The organism is Leptonema illini DSM 21528 (assembly GCF_000243335.1).
Lineage (GTDB): Bacteria > Spirochaetota > Leptospiria > Leptospirales > Leptonemataceae > Leptonema > Leptonema illini.
This window is the reverse complement of the sequence record NZ_JH597773.1, coordinates 2,870,915-2,887,026: the sequence shown is the minus strand read 5'-3', so window position 1 is coordinate 2,887,026 and position 16,112 is coordinate 2,870,915. Positions and strand designations below refer to the sequence as shown.

General features: G+C 53.6%; 14 protein-coding genes. 10 read left to right on the top strand and 4 right to left on the bottom strand.

Translation table 11 applies throughout. The features are described from left to right. Positions 1-53: 53 nt before the first annotated feature. Positions 54-1,322: a hypothetical protein gene (locus tag LEPIL_RS13130; protein WP_040918808.1), complete on the top strand. Its 1,269-nt coding sequence runs from the start codon at positions 54-56 to the stop codon at positions 1,320-1,322. A 55-nt stretch (positions 1,323-1,377) separates the two neighbouring features. Here the strand turns inward: LEPIL_RS13130 and LEPIL_RS13125 are convergent, their stop codons facing one another. Continuing rightward, entirely contained in the window at positions 1,378-2,133 is a 756-nt protein-coding gene (locus LEPIL_RS13125) for an LA_0442/LA_0875 N-terminal domain-containing protein (RefSeq protein ID WP_143464833.1), read from the bottom strand. 159 nt (positions 2,134-2,292) lie between these two features. Between LEPIL_RS13125 and LEPIL_RS13120 the strand changes: the two genes are divergently transcribed. Both LEPIL_RS13120 and LEPIL_RS13115 read left to right on the top strand, forming a co-directional pair. Next, the gene (locus LEPIL_RS13120; RefSeq protein ID WP_002773024.1) at positions 2,293-2,847 is read left to right on the top strand and encodes an RNA polymerase sigma factor; all 555 of its coding nucleotides are present in this window, start codon (positions 2,293-2,295) and stop codon (positions 2,845-2,847) included. A gap of 111 nt (positions 2,848-2,958) precedes the next feature. Continuing rightward, positions 2,959-4,026, top strand: coding sequence for a FecR family protein (locus LEPIL_RS13115; protein ID WP_002773022.1), 1,068 nt, complete (start codon positions 2,959-2,961; stop codon positions 4,024-4,026). A gap of 112 nt (positions 4,027-4,138) precedes the next feature. Here LEPIL_RS13115 and LEPIL_RS13110 read toward each other — a convergent pair whose 3' ends face one another. Next, positions 4,139-5,002 carry an alpha/beta fold hydrolase gene (locus LEPIL_RS13110; RefSeq protein WP_002773021.1) on the bottom strand — a complete coding sequence of 288 codons (864 nt, stop codon included), beginning with the start codon at positions 5,000-5,002 and terminating at the stop codon, positions 4,139-4,141. 169 nt (positions 5,003-5,171) lie between these two features. Here LEPIL_RS13110 and LEPIL_RS13105 point away from each other — a divergent pair, with 169 nt between their 5' ends. Genes LEPIL_RS13105 through LEPIL_RS13090 form a run of 4 tightly spaced genes read left to right on the top strand, consistent with a single transcriptional unit; the run spans position 5,172 to position 10,979 of the window. Continuing rightward, on the top strand, positions 5,172-7,220 hold the full coding sequence (locus tag LEPIL_RS13105; protein WP_040920322.1) for a sigma-54-dependent Fis family transcriptional regulator: 2,049 nt from the start codon (positions 5,172-5,174) through the stop codon (positions 7,218-7,220). Between the two features lie 58 nt (positions 7,221-7,278). Continuing rightward, entirely contained in the window at positions 7,279-9,141 is a 1,863-nt protein-coding gene (locus tag LEPIL_RS13100) for an ABC transporter substrate-binding protein (RefSeq protein ID WP_002773018.1), read from the top strand. Beyond that, positions 9,141-10,121, top strand: a complete 981-nt coding sequence (locus LEPIL_RS13095) for an ABC transporter permease (RefSeq protein ID WP_002773017.1) — start codon at positions 9,141-9,143, stop codon at positions 10,119-10,121. Before LEPIL_RS13100 ends, LEPIL_RS13095 begins: the two co-directional genes overlap by 1 nt. A gap of 3 nt (positions 10,122-10,124) precedes the next feature. Continuing rightward, positions 10,125-10,979: an ABC transporter permease gene (locus tag LEPIL_RS13090; RefSeq protein WP_002773016.1), complete on the top strand. Its 855-nt coding sequence runs from the start codon at positions 10,125-10,127 to the stop codon at positions 10,977-10,979. A gap of 40 nt (positions 10,980-11,019) precedes the next feature. Here LEPIL_RS13090 and LEPIL_RS22190 read toward each other — a convergent pair whose 3' ends face one another. Further along, the gene (locus LEPIL_RS22190) at positions 11,020-11,661 is read right to left on the bottom strand and encodes a DUF3332 family protein (protein ID WP_002773014.1); all 642 of its coding nucleotides are present in this window, start codon (positions 11,659-11,661) and stop codon (positions 11,020-11,022) included. Between the two features lie 201 nt (positions 11,662-11,862). Here LEPIL_RS22190 and LEPIL_RS13080 point away from each other — a divergent pair, with 201 nt between their 5' ends. Beyond that, a complete protein-coding gene (locus LEPIL_RS13080; protein ID WP_040920319.1) occupies positions 11,863-13,113 on the top strand; it encodes a 4-hydroxy-3-methylbut-2-enyl diphosphate reductase in 1,251 nt (416 codons plus the stop codon). Between the two features lie 90 nt (positions 13,114-13,203). Beyond that, positions 13,204-14,085 carry a helix-turn-helix domain-containing protein gene (locus tag LEPIL_RS13075; protein WP_002773012.1) on the top strand — a complete coding sequence of 294 codons (882 nt, stop codon included), beginning with the start codon at positions 13,204-13,206 and terminating at the stop codon, positions 14,083-14,085. Here LEPIL_RS13075 and LEPIL_RS13070 read toward each other — a convergent pair. Then, complete coding sequence (locus LEPIL_RS13070) at positions 14,051-14,926, bottom strand: NAD(P)-dependent oxidoreductase (protein WP_002773011.1); 876 nt, start codon at positions 14,924-14,926, stop codon at positions 14,051-14,053. The two genes, LEPIL_RS13075 and LEPIL_RS13070, sit on opposite strands and share 35 nt — an antisense overlap. Before the next feature lie 116 nt (positions 14,927-15,042). Between LEPIL_RS13070 and LEPIL_RS13065 the strand changes: the two genes are divergently transcribed. Further along, positions 15,043-16,029, top strand: coding sequence for a cytochrome-c peroxidase (locus LEPIL_RS13065; RefSeq protein ID WP_002773010.1), 987 nt, complete (start codon positions 15,043-15,045; stop codon positions 16,027-16,029). Positions 16,030-16,112 lie beyond the last annotated feature (83 nt).

The following is a 16,112-nucleotide window of genomic DNA, read 5'->3' as shown; positions in this document are numbered from 1 at the left end:
ATTACAATCGAACGACTTGACGGATTTTTCTGTCTGCTGAGATGATGTGAATAATGAAAGCATGTTCTGGCATGAATTCAAGGATTTTTCTCTTTTTTCTTTCGCTAAGGATAGTAAGTGTAAGCTGCTTCTTTTTACCGGCGTTCATTCCGTTCGGATCGGCCCGGGCCGAAGGCGGCGGCTTTGAGGCCGCTGTTGTTCCCTCAGTCGATACCTTTTTCCACGAACGATGGCGCTTCACGATTACCGAATCGATGCCCCGCGTCAGCCGCACCGATCGCGTCGTACGCGGACAGACCTTCATCCCCTACGTGCTCATGAAGGGATACCGTCGCACCGACGACGGCCGTATCGATCTCAGCTATGACATTCGAGTCGTGAAGCCCGACGGAGCGGCGCTTCTGGTAAGGCAGAACGTACCGGCCGTGCAGTCGCGCATCGAGCGCGACGATCTCGTACTTCTCAGCGCAAACAACCTGCGCCTTGCCTTTCAGCCGAGGGATGCGGCGGGCCGATACGCCGTTGAGATCACGGTGCGTGACGCCATCGGGCAGACGGTCGCTTCTGATCGCAGCTTCATCGAGCTTGCCGATGAGATGAGCGGCACGGCCCCCATCGACGATCTGAAAGATCTTGGAAACTGGATGCAATCCTACTATGAAGATCCGCATCCCGAGCAGATTAACTCCGTCTTCTTCAAGTTCGTAAAACTGTCAGAGCCCCAGGACGACGCCGGATTTATCACGCCGATCACCTTCTTCGTCGAGTTATACAAAGCGAATCGACATCTTCTGCCCGAGCTGGCCGCCCTGTATCCCGATGAGGGCGGAAAGAATCGTTTCTATATACTGCACGTCCTCTATCTAACGGGCGCCATCACTCATGAATTTGAGCAGAGCCTTGATTCGAGCGGAAAGGGCGTTCTTGAAAAGCTGCGCGGTACGCGATGGCCCGATCCTTACGATGGCATCGAGCAGCCGTTTGAGCTCGACATGCTCTGGTCGGGTTTCTTTGCCACAGGCAGCTTTCGGCCCATTGCCGTGCTTGTACGGCAGCTCGAAGGTGTGAGCGATCGCGGCGAGCTTGAGAAGTTTCAGCAGCATCCGAAGCGCGATGAGATCGATGGCGCCCCGGCGATGCGTGACGTACACTACAGGGCGGCCAAGTGGTCCATCGGCGCGAATGCCGCCCATCATCGTCTTGTGCGCGAGTACTGCCGCTTTTTGCTCGCTCACGGTAAGCTCAGCGCGGCGGCAAAGCAGGAACTGAGCGAGGCTCTGCAACCACCGAAAAGCGAGCTGCAGTCGACCGATCTACAATAATGACCCATCCCTTCGATCGCTTTCTATACGGAATGCGCTCGACCAGAGTGGTGCATTAAAAGCGCGTATAATAATACAGGCCAAGCGCCGGTCGGCCCGTCTCGTCTGAAACGGGCATGAGAAGGGCGCCCTCTGTTTTTTCGAGACGGCGTCCTGTGAACCAGGCGTGAACGATCTGTCCGGTATAGGCGACGGCAAGCAGCTGCAGGGATTGGTTGTAGGCGTTCACCTTCGACTGGTAACCGTTGAAGTTATTCGCACCGAGCAACGCGCTTAAAAGCAGGTTCCCCGTCGGATCGCCGAGTGGATTGGTACTGCCGATAACGGCGAAGTTGACGATCGTCTGGCTTTCGTAATTCGCTTTAGCCGATATCGCAGCCGAGCGTTTCTGAATGGCATAGGCGGTGAGGCCGGCAGTTAAGAAAAAATAGCCTGCGCCGGTCCACTTTTCATCGGCCTTCCAGTGTCCCCATCCGGGGATCAGGGCAGACCGACCGGCCAGGGTCCAGCGATTGATTGGCATCTCACGATCGCCCTCCGGTTTCTTCTCAGGTTCCGGCTTCTTTTCGGGTTTCTTGATCGGCTGCACAGGCTTCTGTGGAGGCGCATCGAACTCAACCTGTCTGATGTCGCTTTTCTGGAAGGTGAGGACCGTCCCGTTTACGTTGATCTTCACTTCTGTGCGGGTCTGTGCCACGATGCGGCCTTTGATGACCCGTCCGTCTTTCATATAGAGGGTGTGAGCAAGCAGAGGGCTTGCAAAGAGCAGCAGTAAAAGAACGAGAAAAACGCGTTTTATGTATCTGTTCACATTTCTTTTCACAAGGGCGATGACCTTTTTTTTCAATACTGTTCGCGGGTCGTTCCGGATTCTATGTTTTGGACCTTGATTATTCCGGAGAGTTCACAAAGATTTTTCTTGCGCAAAAGGATCAACGAAAAAACAGTCCCATTAACGCATCGGTGATTTATGAGTCAGGGGCAGGAGACATTCCGGTATCTCTATAATACGTTCCGTATGCCGATCTATGGCTTTCTGCGCAGATCGGTGGGGGACGAGCAGACCGCCCTTGACCTGATGCAGGACGTCTTCCTCAATTTCATTCGTATCTTCAAAGATAAAGAGATACCCGACGAGAATCGTTGCCGCATGTATCTCTTTCGCGCTGCCCGCAACATTCTTATCAATTACTATAAGAGCTCTTATAATCGTCGCGTGCATCTGCATGACGATCCCGAGAAGCTGGCCGCGCCCGGCTCTTCGTCGGCCGTGGAGGCCAGTGTGATCGGCGCCGATCAAAAAGAGCGGGCGATGCGCATTTTCTCTGATCTACTGCAGCACCTGAACGAGGTGGAGCGAAACGCCCTGATTCTACGCTTTGAGCATGGGATGACCATCGAGCAGGTTGCCGAGGTGCTCGATCTTTCCGTTACGACGGCCTTTCGCATGTTAAAAAAGGCGAAAGAACAACTTGTCACTGAAGGGAAAAAGATTGGATTTCAGCCCGCCGATCTGGAATGGTGAATGAAGATCTTGAAAAAAAGCGACATCGGCTCCGGGCACGGGAGTTTTTTGAAATTTATGCGTCTGATTCTTGTGTGTGAAGGATAGAGGGGACGGGAACCGTTTCGTAGTATGGCTGAAATCCATGAAATAGAGCGTAATCCGGAATTTGACGCCTATCTGCCGCTCTTTAAGGAGAAGGTAGCAGAGCCGACGTTTCCGGATTTCTCGGACGAATGGTTAAACCGTGCCCCCAGAATCCAACTGGAGGACACGACGATGGTCGCATCCCCGAACACACACAACAAGAAGAAGATCTATTTCTCCGCCGCCGCAACTCTTTTGATCGCCGTTTCGGCCGCATTGTTCACGATTTTCAGGCAGAGCGCTCCTGAGGCGCCGGCCGTGTCTCATACAGGCAAACTGAAGGCCGTCGTCGTTTTTCTGAAAGGCGAGGCCTCTAAGGTTACCGCAGACGGCAGTGTCGCTCTGCACAGCGGCGACATTCTTGGCGCCGGCACAAAGATCATAACCGGGCCCGGCTCGATGGTCGACCTTGCTTTTGAGGGAGGGGCGATCGTCCGTCTGCGCGAGAGCACCGACGTCGTGCTGGCCACGCCGGCCGATCCAGGCAAAGGAATCTATATCGAGCAGAGCAACGGTAAAACCCTGCACCTTGTAAAGAAGCTTGATGCAGGGGCACAGCATGGCTCTATCTCACCGACGGCCGTCGCTTCTGTAAGGGGCACGATCTATGAATTTAACGTAGAGTCCGATGCAACGACCGTCGTCGTCGCCGAGGGCATGGTCGAAGCGACCGGCATGAAGGGAAAAACCGAAACGCATATCATCGAAGCGAATAGAGAGATCCGATTGAGTGATAACCTCGATCAGCCGTCAGATCGCAAATCCGAAGGGCTGGTCGAAGAGGCTGCAGAGATGCAGCGCAATGCCGACGCCTTTGCAGAGGCCTCTTCTCTTACGGGAGAGCTGCAAGAGGCGAAGTCTGAAGAAGATCTGAAGCGTATCTATCAGCAGGAGATCGAGCTGATCACGTTAACAGACGGTAGAGTGCTGCGAGGCGTCGTCGTGGCGCAATCCGGTGGTAAGCTGCTTGTGCAGACGGTGCAGGGCAGTCATTTCGTGGACGAGAATTCCGTGAAAAACATCCGCTATGCGACCGAGACGGTAACACAATAACAACCGTCGAGAGGTTCGACCTCTGATGCAAACGGCGCTGCGGCGCCGTTTTTTGTTCGTAAACCGATCTGCGCATCGCTAACGGAACGCCGGACCGAATGCCCGGGCCCGTTCAGCCTCCGGTTAACTTGCGCGAAAAGCGCAGCACCTCTTCAGCCGTCTGTTCCGGATCTTCCATCGGAAAGAAATGCGATCCCGACCCGTGCAGCTTCCACTCTGAAAGCGGATGCTTTGAGCAGAGCGCACGTGCGGATCGTACGGGGCAGACGTCCGATCCGGTCGTTATGAAGATAAAGAGCGGATGCTGAAGCGACCTGTAATGCGACCAGTGGCCAGGCTTCAGCGAGCGGAACACCCTGGCCTCAATCTGTGGAGGCAGCGCAAGCGTAAAGCCGTCTCCCTGTTTCACAAAGCAGGAGTCGAGATAGTCGGTGAAAACGCGGTCATCCCACCGCTTGAAGGCGGGGCTGCGACGGTAGCTTCGACTCACTACTTGAAGGTCTTTGAAGTCGGCCCTTCGGCGCTCGGCAACCTTAGCAAGAGGGGCGTCGAAAAAGCGCGTGAGCTGAATGCTGAGAGGGCCGAGCACGACCGGATCAAGGGCCGTGACGCCGAGCACGTCACGCTGCCGGGCGGCCAGAAGAGCGCTGGCACCTCCGAGGGAATGTCCGACCAGCAGCGGCAGGCGATTCGTTTCGGCGACAACGGCGTCGATCAGTTCAACGGCCTGGTCGCGAAAGAAGAACCAGTCCGAGAAGGCATGCGATTTGCTCGATTGCCCGTGACCCAGGAAATCAAGAGCATGGACGTCATGACCGGCATCGGCCCATTTTTGAAAGAGCGTGCGATACGTTAGAGCGGAGTAGCCCGTCGCATGGAAGAAGAGGATAGGCGGGCCAGCATTTGCGGCTGCGTGAAATGTATACCGCTTCAGGGTGTGCTCTCGAAAGGGCAGATCGCTCGCTTCCCACTGCATGGGTTGATTCTCTATGGTTGACTTTCGTGTCAAGTAACGCTGAAGTGGGTGTCTATGCCCAAAAAAAAATAAAATTGCACAGGAAAGAGGCAGTAGCAAACCGATCCCAATGAACCGGGAGAATGTCCGAGATCGCTTAATCCATGTCATTGCCAGCCTTGCAGAGGCAATGAACCGCATAGAAGAGCCTGAAGAGGTGCTTGAATATTTTCTCAAGACCTGCATGGAGGCGACTGGTGCTGATTCCGGCAGCATCATGCTCTATGATGAAGAGGAGCAGGTTCTCGTGACAAGAGTCGCCATCGGTTTGAACAAGGATGCTGGAGGAATGCGCCTGCGTCTGGGAGAAGGTGTCACCGGGTGGGTGGCGCGGCACGTTCGCCCGCGATTGATCGACGATACGCGCACTGCAGACGACTATGTGAGGATTCGCGAGGATCTGCTTGCCGAGGTCGCCGTCCCGCTTATCAATTCGGATCGCATGATCGGTGTGCTTTCTCTCGACTCGATGCAGGTCGGAGCTTTCAGTAAAGACGACGTGACCCTGCTTGAAATCGTCTCGAACCTTTCGGCCACCATCTTTGTTAAGATTGCCGATAATAGAACTCTGCGTATGCGCGATCGGTTTCACCGTGTCTTGCTGGAAATCTCGCGCATCCTTCCCCGATCCCTGAGCCTGCAGGAATTTTTCGAAGAGGTCATGACGACGACACAGAAGGCCTTTCGTATTCACCGCAGCACGCTTTTCGTCTATGACCGTCAGGAAGGCCTGTTAAAAATCGTCGCTTCGGTCGGATCGCATACGGAGGACTCACTTCAGGTAACATATGCTCCGGGCGAAGGTATTACAGGAACGGCTTTTCAGAACCGCCAGGCCGTCTTTATTCCAAGCGCTCGCAGCGAGCCCGAGTTCCTGAATCGCATGAAGGTGGTTAACGATAACCTGGACCTTGGTTTTTTCTGCTGTCCGATCTTTTCGAATCAGGAAGTGGTGGGGGTTTTTTCCATCTTCACGCACAAGCAGGAGCTCGATCCTAAAGAGCTTCTTGAATTTCTTCAGATTCTCGGTTCTATGATCTCACAGGCCTTCGCCATTCAGAGCCTGATCGAAGAAGAGACGCGTCCTTTCGTCGTCGAAAACATCCGTCTGCGGCAGGAGCTTTCACGCAAGTATCAGTTCGGTAACCTCATCGGTCGTTCGGAGCTGATGCAGGAGCTTTTTGAAAAGATACGTATCATTGCAGAGTCGCGGTCTTCGGTTCTGCTCACAGGCGAGTCGGGTACGGGGAAAGAGCTTTTCGCCTCGGCCATTCATTATAACAGCCCGCGCAAGGACATGCCGTTCATCAAGATTAACTGCGCGGCCATTCCCGAGAATCTGCTTGAGAGCGAGCTTTTCGGTCATAAGAAGGGGTCGTTCACGGGAGCTAACGCCGACAAGAAGGGCAAGTTCGAGATCGCCGACGGCGGAACGATCTTTCTTGATGAAATTGGCGAGATGGATCTTGGATTGCAGGCGAAACTTCTTCGCGTCTTGCAGGAAAAGGAGATCGAGCCCGTAGGCGGTCGCTCACGCAAGGTCGACATACGGGTGATTGCGGCGACAAACGCCAATCTCGAACAGCTGATCGAAGAGAGAAGGTTTCGCGCCGATCTTTTTTATCGGTTAAACGTTATCCAGCTGACGATTCCTCCTCTGCGCGAACGCCATGAAGATATTCTGATTCTCGTCCATCATTTTGTGGCACGTTACGCGAAAGAGAATTCGAAGAAGATCGAAGGAATAACGCCGCAGGTCATCCGCCTGCTTGAAACGTATGACTGGCCGGGTAACGTGCGTGAACTCGAAAACATGGTAGAGCGCGCCGTCGTGCTTTCGCGTTCGTCGACGATTGATATCGACGATTTTTCAGAGGTGCTTGCTCACATTCAGGTAAGCGGCAAAGAAAAGATGCTCGATCTTGCTCCGGCGCGAAAGGAGCCGGCAGCGACGGCGGCGGCTGAGAGCGGATCGCTTGAGGCGAATCTGCTTCCGGGCGCCGATCTTGACGATCTGGATGGCAGGGCCTATGACTTCGTTATCGGAGAAGTGGAGCGTCGCCTGATTCAATATGCGATGAAGCGTACTCGCTATACGAAGACAAAGGCGGCGAAGTATCTGGGCATCAACCGGAATACTCTTGATAAACGGATTCGCGAGCTGAATATCGACTATTGATCATATCGGGCGCAAAAATCGTCTTTACATTTTTGCGCCGTCGCGGTGGGATGAGCGGGTGATCCTGCGAGTCTGCGTCGTCGTTGCTCTGCTTCTTCCTCTCTTCTGCAGAGAGCCGCTGAATAATCCCTACGGATCTCTGGATGATCGAGCCGTACACTATCTGCCGCTTTCCGATGATCCCAAAACGCTTGATCCGGTACGCGCCACCGACGTCGTCTCGTTCTCGATCATTTCGAACACTCATTCTACGGCTTATGAATATGACTATCATGCTCGTCCGTTGAGACTCGTTCCTCTGCTTGCATCAGAGATGCCCGAAGAGAAGACCGTGCTTTTCGAGGGGCGCCCCGTGCATGCCTTTCGGTTTCGCGTGAAAAAAGGTCTTCGTTACGCTCCGGATTTCTGCTTCGACGGGAAGACGGGGCCCGAGGTGACGCCCGATGACGTGATCTTCACGATCAAGAGAACGGCCGATCGCTCTCTCAGTCCTTATGCCTACCCGTTGCTTGAACGCATCATCGGCTTTAACGAATACGCCGACGAGCTTGAGAAGCGATCTGTCGATAAAGGTGAGGATCGCTATAAAGGCAATATCCGCGGCGTCAGCCGTTTCGACGACGACGGCATTCAGATTTTGCTTGAAAAGCCCGATCTGCAACTGATTTACTTCTTCGCTATTCCGTCGTCGGCTCCGATGCCAGAGGCCTGCTATCGACGCATGGTCGCCGCCGGTCGCTCTATCGAAGAAGGCATTCCCGCATCGGGTGCTTTTTACATCAAAGATCGCCGGCTGCAGTCACATATCGTTCTCGAAAAGAATCCCGGTTATGCGGGCTTTCAGCGTTATACGGTCTCGCCCGAGAGAGGAGAGCAAGAGCTGCCGTTGCTTGACGAGGTGCGCTTGACCGAGGTTAAATCGGGACCGACTCTCTGGCGCCTCTTTTTGCAGGGATACATGGACCGCATCAGCGTCGGACAGGATACGTTCGATCAGGTCTTTGACGGGCATGATGTTACCGAACGCTTTCAGAAGCAGGGGATCTATTCTGACAGCGATAGCGAGCTTGTGACTTATGGCCTGCTATTCAACCTGCAAGACCCCGTCGTCGGGCCGAACGTCTGGCTACGACGCGCCGTGGCCTGTTCTTTTAATATCGAAGATCTTATCGCACGTTTTTACCGTAACCGCGCTGTACCGGCGGCGGGCCTGATCCCCCCGGGCATTGAGGGTGGAACCGAAAATACAAACATGAGCGGATCAGCCAGTGGAGATGCCGACGGTATCGCCGAACAGAGGCGGGCCTATCAATGTGCGGAAGGCGTGCCGACCCTTCTTGCGCGAGCCGGCTATCCCGGCGGCGTCGACCCGGCCACAGGGAACCGGTTAACCCTACGTATGGTCGATATCGCCAGAGCGGGCGGAACGGCCATCTATCGTTTTTATACGGAATCGGCCGAGGCGAACGGATGGACGCTGAAGATCGACGTCTACGATACGCCGACTTATTTCGAGAAGCGTATGAAGAAGGAGTTTCAGATCACGACATGGGCCTGGGGAGCGGACTACGCCGATCCGCAGAACTTCTATCAGCTTTTCTACGGCCCGAATCGTTCCGGTACGCTGAATGAGTCTTCGTATGATAATCCTGAATTCAATGCCCTTTATCTTGAAATCCTGGCCATGCATCCGGGTCCGGAACGCCGGAATCGACTGCGACGTATGGATGCGATACTGAAGCGCGACGTGCCGCTCATGCTCTCGCATCATCCGGTGCTGTATTCGATTTCCTGGCCGTATCTTGATCCGGTCGTTCCGCATCCGGTAAATTTCAACCAGCTGAAATACCGCAGCGTGCGTCCGAAGCTTCGGCGTGAAAAAGTGAAAGCGCTGAATTCGATTTTCGGAGGAGGCTTCTGATGCTTGCCTTCGTTATTCGAAGATTGCTGTATTCGATTCCCGTCGCTCTTGGCGTCTATGGCATTACGTTCGCACTGTTTCACATTCGAGATCCGATGGCGATCGCTCGTACGAATCTACAGCAGGCTCCGGTGCCTGTTTTACAGAACTGGGTGCGAGCCAACGGATATCACCTTCCGTATTTCTTGAATCTGCCTTATATGGCCGAAGAGGTCAGGGCGGATGGTCGCGTGCACCCGGAATTTAAAGAGCACGGCATTCTTTACTCTCGTTTTTTTCTCGGTCTTGAAGATCTTCTGACCGGGGATTTTGGAACGGATCGCAGCGGCAGGCGCATTGCCGGCGAGATCGTTCGTCGTGCCGGTCCGTCTTTGATGTTGATGACGCCTTCTTTTTTTGTGACGCTTCTACTCAGCCTGGCGTTATCCGTTCTTGCCGCCTACCGTCGCGGACGCCTCGATTCACATCTTCGTCTTATCTCGGTTTCTTTGATGAGTATACCGCTGCCGGCTTTTCTTCTCGCTTCGGGCTGGATCTTCGGCGATCTTGTGCGTCTGTTTCCCATTCATGGCTCCATTACTCCGGCCGTCGCCGTCGCCGTCATCGCCGGCATCGGCTCGAATATTCGTTTCTTTCGTACAGTTCTTGCCGATTCGGTGACGGCTCCTTTCGTGAGGGCGGCCCGACTGCGCGGAGCGACCGATAACGTTCTGATGGTCCGGCATATTCTTAGAAATACGATGATTCCGATTCTGACGACAGTCGTGATCTCGCTGCCTTTCTTGATCAGCGGTTCGCTCTTGCTCGAGCAATTCTACGGCATTGCCGGCATGGGCGATATGCTCTTTACGGCTATCCTTTCGCAAGATTTTCCCGTGATCCGCGCTATGGTGTATATGGGCGCCTTCCTGTATATGACGGGTAACATATTAACGGATATCAGTTATGCGCTGGCTGATCCTCGTATACGGTTGGAGTAAGACATGAAGTTCAGCGGAAGAAAGATCGGTCTCTATATCGTCGTTTTCTATTTCGCATTCGGCCTGCTTGACATCATTCCCTTTCCGGGATATCGCAGCATTCTTGACGCCGCTTTTGATAGAGGCTTTGCCGTCGTCAAAGAAAAGAGTTATACGTATCCTCTGGAGGGGCTTTCGAATCCGACCGTCGGTTTTCATCTTCTTGGAACGGACGTAAACGGGAACGATGTATTCAAGCAGACTCTTCAGGGATCGAGAACGGCTATTCTTCTATCGTTTGGCGTCGCTCTTGTTTCGTTCCCGGTGGGCATCATTCTCGGCCTGCTCGGAGGCTATCTCGGCGGTCGCGTTGATGATGTGATTCAGTGGTTGTATACGACCGTCGCGTCGATTCCCTGGATTCTCTTTGTCGTCACGTTTCTCATGGTGTTCGGTCGCGGGCTTTTATGGGTCGTTATCGCGATCGGGCTGACGTCGTGGGTGGATCTGGCGCGCCTTGTCAGAGGTGAGACGCTGCGTCTTCGCGAGCAGGCCTTTATTCGAGCTGCCAGGGCGACGGGCATGTCTGTGCCGGCGATTCTTCTGCGAGAGATTCTGCCGAATACGATGCCGATTATACGTATCAACTTCGCCCTTTCATCTTCGAGCGTTATCCTGGCCGAAACCGTGCTCACGTTCATCGGCATCGGCATCGAGCCGGGCACTTCGTCATGGGGAGGTATGATTTCAGAGGCGCAGAGAGAGCTGATGCGCGATCCGGTGATCTGGTGGAATTTCTTTTCGGCTACGGCGCTCGGCATCTTTCCGCTGGTTATGGCGCTGAATCTGCTCGCCGACGAAGATTCTCAGAAGCGCTGACCGGCACCGGTGTTTCGGCCAGCGAATTAAGGCGAAGATGTCAGCGTGATGCCGCTTCAGCTCCGATACCAAGAGCAAGACGGGTACGGTATTGCAGACGTTCATATTGAGCCTGCTCTACTCCGCTCTGAATCGCCGCGTTCTCGCTCTTTCCCTCAGAACAAACAAGAGCCGCTTCTGTGCGCTCACAGCTGATGGACGTCGTTCCATTTATATCGAAGGCCTGTAGATCTTCGGGCATGATAACCGGAACGTATGAAGAGCCTTCTTTCAGGAAGAACTCACCCGGACGATCGCGGAACACATGAAACGAGGAAATCTTCGCGTCTTTAATATCGATGCGCAACTCGTTTTCGTTGATTTGAGTAAATGTCACTCTTGCGTCAGGACCGGAGGATGAGGCAATCAGAGGCTTGCCGGACCAGAACTCGACAAGATTCAGGATGATCAGGTCAACAAACATACCGATTCCATAAACCGGGATGATTGCCATGATCCACATAACAAGCGTCCGTACAAATCGAGCCCCCATGCTATTGTCGCCGGCCATGATTGATTTGTTGAACTGATACAACTTTTTGGTCAGCGCGAAGCCGCCAAAACACTGAGCGGTGGAAAGAACGAGAGTCAGCGAGATCATGCTGCCGACTACAAGTCGCTTGAGGAAGGAAGTCTTTTGCATGGCCGATATTAGCTCTCTGAACACCGCTACGTCAAAACAAAAAAAAATCCGGCCACCGGGGCCGGATCAGGAAACGGCGGTTGACTGTTCCGGATGATCCATCGGATCTTCCTCACAGTCATTCTATTAGAACAAAAATCTGGAGCTATGGCCGCCAAAAAAAAGGTTTTACCGTCCCCTTTCTATGATTTTCTTCTCCCTGTGACCCGACGCCATTTTGAGATTCCCGTTTTTTACCGTTCCCCTGTTATATCCTTATTAAAGAGGGCCAGACGGGCTCAGGACCGGTATCGCAAGGATCTCACGCCGACCGTACTCGAGCTGGAAGGCCTGCGGTTCAAGATAGCCAGGCATTTCGGGTTCTGCTACGGCGTCGAACATGCGATTGAAAAGGCCTACAGAGCCATCGACGAAAATGAAGGAAAGCGGATCTTCTTGCTGAGCGAGATGATTCACAATCCTCACGTGAACGAAGATCTGAAGCAGCGAGGCGTTCAGTTCCTCATGAAGACCGACGGCACTCCTCTGATTCCGCTTACCGATCTTAAGCCCGAGGATGTCGTCATTATTCCCGCTTTTGGAACGACGGTGGAGATGTTTGATCTCCTGCAATCCCGCGGCATCGACACGCAGACTTATGACACGACCTGTCCGTTTGTTGAAAAGGTATGGAACCGTTCGTCGCAGCTCGGCGAAAAGGGTTATACGGTCATCATTCACGGACGCTTCAAACATGAAGAAACGCGGGCCACCTTCTCGCACGCTCTTCTGAATGCGCCGGGAATGGTTATCCAGGACATGGAAGAGGCTGCCGTCCTTGCCGAATACATATGCAATGAAAGGCCGATTGATCGTTTCTTTCAGGATTTTCCCGACCGATGCTCGCCCGGCTTTCGCCCGGAGGCCGATCTGACGCGCATCGGCGTGGTCAATCAAACGACGATGTTGGCCACCGAAACGCACGCCATCAGCGAGTTTCTCAAATCGGCCATTATCCGGCGATTCGGAGATACGAACTTATCAGACCATTTCGCCGATACTCGCGATACTCTCTGCTATGCGACGTCCGAAAATCAGACGGCTCTGAAAGAGATGCTGACGGACGAGGGCGATCTCGCTTTGATTGTGGGTGGATATAACTCTTCGAACACATCGCATCTCGTCGAACTCTGTGAAGAAAAAATGCCCACCTACTATATTAAAGATGAATTCGAACTGATCAGCAGAGATGAAATTCGGCATCTTGATCTGAAAGGCGGTCAGGCGAAGATATCATCTTCCTGGATGCCCGCAAAAGAGTCGGTTACGATCCTGCTCTCGGCCGGTGCAAGCTGCCCCGATGCCCTGGTGGATCGAGTGCTCAATCGCACGGCGGCGCTTTTTGGCATCACACCCGAGCAGATTGAAAAAGCGCTGCAACCCTATGCTGAGATGGCCGAGGCCGATCTCTGAGGCCGTTTTGCAGTTTTTTTTATACGGCCGCTTTTTCCAGACAGAAGATTGAAAAAAGGTCGGGCCGCTGTGGTCTGAAAGAATACGACCATGAAAGTCAATTTTCAATTACCCGATCCAGCCCTTTCAGAAATGGTTATGCATTACTGGGCATGGGACGACCTTCACCGGAACGCGGCGCTTCCGCGTATCACGCCGACGATTGAATCCAACATCATCATTCAGCTCCGTCCGTTTGGCGTGCTTGAAAATGATCGCAATAAAGCGATCCTTCCACTGATTTTCTACACCGGGCCGATGAGCACATGGTGGAATATCTCGACGGAGAATATTGTAAACGGTGCCTTCTTCGCTATAAGATTGCAACCGCGCACGGCCTTCCAATGGTTTCGTCTGGAAACCGATCCTTTTCTGGATCAGTTCCCGGATCTTCTCGAGATCCTGCCTGAGCTGGCGTATCCGTTGCTTGATGCCTGCTATGGAACGACGAGCTTTGAGGGGCGTGTGCAGGCCGTTGAAAGCGTCCTGAAACGTCTGCGCCGGCTTACTGAACCGAACCCACTCATCCGCCTTGCGCTTCATCGCCTGAATGCAAACACGAACCTGTCGATACGAGAACTGGCTGCCGGCTTATCGATTTCGCCCCGTCATCTGGAGCGTCTCTTCCATCTTGAATTCGGTATGGCGCCGAAGTCCGTTCAAAAACTCGCACGTCTTCGTCGCACACAGAACAACATTCCGGGCTTCTTAAAGTACGGCCTTGCGAATCTGGCCATGCAGATGGGGTTTTCTGATCAGGCGCACATGACCAGAGAATTCCGGCATTTTACGGGATTCACTCCGTCGTCCTGGTTTAAAGAGCATTTTACCACGCTTTGCCTGTTTCTGCCATCGCTGCCAGAGAATACCGAAGAGCAGCAAGCGGAATCTGCGATGCTCAGCGAAGCCTTTGATGATTCAGAGCTTCCATGATATGGGCGAGCGAGCAGAAGTCTTCTTCGCCGTGGCCGGCCGCCAGACCGGCATCGTAGAAGCTTTTCAGAGTCGAGCTGAGCGGGATGGCCGTATGAAGCTGCTGTGCTCGCTGCATGGCGTGGTTCATATCTTTGTTCATGTTCCGTAACGCGAAATGCGGTTCAAAGTCTCGCTTTAGTACGCAGCCCATTTTAAAATCGAGCAGAGGGGATGCGGCCGCGGACTGGCTGAGTATTTCCATCAGTGTGTCGGCGGAGACTCCATCGCGGACGGCGAGATGGAACCCTTCGAGGTAGATCTGGAAGAGGCCGGCCTGAACCATATTCAGGGCGATCTTCGCGCGCTGGCCGCTTGAAACCGGGCCGCAATGGATAACGTTTTTCCCGCAGGCGTCGAAGAAGAATCTGAAATTCTCAATGAGCGAGGCATCGCCTCCGACCATGAAGAGGATCTGCCCGGCAGCTGCGGCGAGTTTGCTTCCAGTCATCGGGGCGTCGAGAAAAGGGATACTTGCCGATGTTGCGGCGTCGGCCATTTCAAGCGTGAGTTCGGGCGACGTCGTTCCCGTATCGATGATGGCGCCAGGTCGTGCCTCAAGCAGCTCGCTTTCAAAAAAGGCCATACGCACAACTTCGTCTTCGGTCAAACAGATTACGGTAAGATCGCTTCCGCTCGCCGCTTCGCTGATCGATGTGAAGATGCTACAGTTCTCATCGCGAAGATCGGCGAGTTTGTCGGGCGATCGCGAGAAGAGTCTCAATCTAACTCCGTTCTTCTTCAGATTCATCGCCATGCCGCGACCCATAATGCCTGTGCCAACCATCGCCACTGTCTTCATGAGAGCATGCTCCACCGCTACGGCGTTCATTCAATAAAAAAAGGTTATTCGGAAATTGAAAATTTAGAATGTTTCTTAATTGACCGCACAATCGAAGATTATTATCGTTCGCCTCTATGAAGAGGATTTTGATTTCTCCCCTATTTCTGACGGTCGGATTGCTTATATCATGCGGTCCGGATGCAGAAACGAAAGAACTGATGACAAGGGCCGGCACGCTTTTCAAGCCGCTTCCGGCTGTGATGCCCGGCTTTGAAAAGGTTACCCCGCAGCAGATCGAACTCGGAAAGAAGCTCTATTTCGACGTTCGTCTTTCTGTCAACGATACGCAATCATGCAATACCTGTCACCGCGTGGATGAGAAGCTCGGCGGCGTCGATAACAATCAGTTTTCGAACGGCGCTCCGGCGGGCACGATCGGTGGCCGTAACTCGCCAACCGTTCTAAACGCAGGCTTTCACCTCGCTCAGTTCTGGGACGGCCGTGCCGCCGACCTCACCGAGCAGGCAAAAGGGCCGATCCTGAATCCCGTTGAGATGGCCATGCCCTCCGAAGAGGCGGTCGTGAAAAAGATCGGCGCGATCGAAGAGTATCAGACGCTTTTTAAAGGAGCTTTCCCTGATGCGAAAGAAGCGATCACCTACGATAACCTTGCCTTTGCTATCGCCGCCTTTGAATCGACGCTGATCACAAAAGACCGCTTTGATGATTTCCTTGGCGGTGACGCTAAAGCGCTCAGTGCCGAAGAGAAGAAAGGCCTGAAGTCTTTTATGGACGCCGGTTGTATGTCGTGCCATAACGGCCCGCTGCTTGGCGGTAATTCCTATCAGAAAATGGGACTTCTGAATCCATATGCGAATACGAAGGACCTCGGTCGCTATGACGTTACGAAGAAAGACGCCGATAAGTACTTCTTCAAAGTGCCTTCGCTGCGTAACGTTGCACTGACGGCGCCGTATTTCCATGACGGCGCATCCGCTACGCTCGAAGATGCGGTTCAGCAGATGGCGCATTTACAGCTGAACAAGAAGCTCAGCGATGAAGAGGTGAAGTCGATCGTGACCTTCCTGGGCGCCCTCACCGATAAAGAAAGGGATCGCTGATAGACAGCCATCACCGTAGAAGTTGTGGCCGTAGATGCTATGACTTCTGATTCAAGAGAGGGTCGGCGTAGCCGGCCCTTTTT